Raw genomic sequence first — 1,456 nt, forward strand, 5'->3', positions numbered from 1 at the left:
GGGCAGCTGGCGAGCGGCGACCTCGGCACGTCCTTCGTCAGCTCGCTGCCGGTCGGACCCGAGGTCGCGGCCCGCCTGAACGTGACCGTCCCGCTGACGCTGGCCGCGTTCGTCCTGGCCGTCGTCATCGCCGTACCCGTCGGCTTCGTGGCCGCGCACAAGCGCCACACCTGGTACGGCGCCCTGCTCAGCGGGATCTCCCAGCTGGGCATCGCGGTACCGGTGTTCTGGCTCGGCATGATCCTCATCGCGGTGTTCGCGCTGAACACGGGCTGGCTGCCCTCCGGCGGCTTCCCGCTGGACGGCTGGTCCGCGCCCGCCGACGCCGTACGCTCCCTCGTGCTGCCGGTCGTCACCATCGCCCTGGTGATGAGCGCCTCCCTCATCCGCTACGTCCGTTCCGCCGCCCTCGACGTGCTGGGCAGCGACTACCTGCGCACCGCCCGCGCCCTGGGCGCCTCCTTCCCCAGGGCCATGTGGCGGCACGGGCTGCGCAACGCCTCCGTCCCGGTGATTTCCGTCCTCGGCATCGAGCTCGCCTCGACGCTGCTCGGGGCCGTGGTCGTGGAGTCGGTGTACGCGCTGCCCGGCCTCGGCTCGCTGCTCGCCACCGGCATCGCCCAGCACGACTACCCGGTGATCCAGGGCGTCCTGTTCGTGTCGACGCTCGCCGTGCTGGTGATCGGCTTCGCCGCCGACCTGGTCCAGCGGCTCATCGACCCGCGGCTGCGCGGCCGTCTCTCGGGAGGTGCCCGGTGACGTACACGGACGTCCTGCGCAAGCCGGCGGAGGTCCGCCGCCGGCGTTCCGCCACCCTGCTGGCCGGCTGCACGCTGACCGCCCTGATCGCGCTGCTCGCCGTCGTCTCCCTGGTCTGGCTGCCCTTCGACGCCGACGACACCTCCGGCGGCCGGCTCGCCGGGCCCGGCGACGGGCACCTGCTCGGCACCGACAAGCTCGGCCGGGACCTGTTCACCCAGCTGATGACGGGCTCCCGGATCGCCGTCGAGGCCGGACTCGGCTCGGTGACGATCGCCGCGCTCGTCGGTGTCGTCCTCGGCGTGCTCGCCGCGTTCGCGCAGGGCTGGCTGGACGACACCGTCGCCGCGTTCCTCGACATCCTCATCGCGTTCCCGACCCTGCTGCTGGCGATGCTCGTCGTCGCCGCCCGCTCGGCCACCCTCGGCTCGGCCGTCCTCGCGATCGGCCTCGCCCAGAGCGCGGTCGTCGCCCGGCTGGTGCGGATCCTGGTCAAACGGGTCCTGGCCCAGGACTACGTCACCGCCGCCCGCACCTCGGGCACCTCCTGGCCGCGTACCGTCGCCGGACACGTCCTGCCGAACATCTGGCCCACCCTCGTGGTCAACCTGGCCCTCCAGTTCGGCCTCGCCGTGCTCGCCGAGGCCGGTCTGTCCTACCTCGGCCTGGGCGCACCCCCGCCCAACGCCTCCTGGGG

Annotated in this window: 2 protein-coding genes; both read left to right on the forward strand. The window is 73.2% G+C overall.

The features are described 5' to 3' along the window. Positions 1-759, forward strand: a 759-nt coding sequence (locus tag ABT085_RS46330) for an ABC transporter permease (RefSeq protein WP_351623250.1), incomplete at its 5' end; no start/stop codon positions are given. Continuing rightward, positions 756-1,456 (forward strand): ABC transporter permease (locus ABT085_RS46335; RefSeq protein ID WP_351623252.1); only part of this gene is annotated, 701 nt, incomplete at its 3' end. The genes ABT085_RS46330 and ABT085_RS46335, both read left to right, overlap by 4 nt.

The organism is Streptomyces sp. NPDC002265 (assembly GCF_040296125.1).
In the GTDB taxonomy this organism is placed as follows: Bacteria; Actinomycetota; Actinomycetes; order Streptomycetales; family Streptomycetaceae; genus Streptomyces.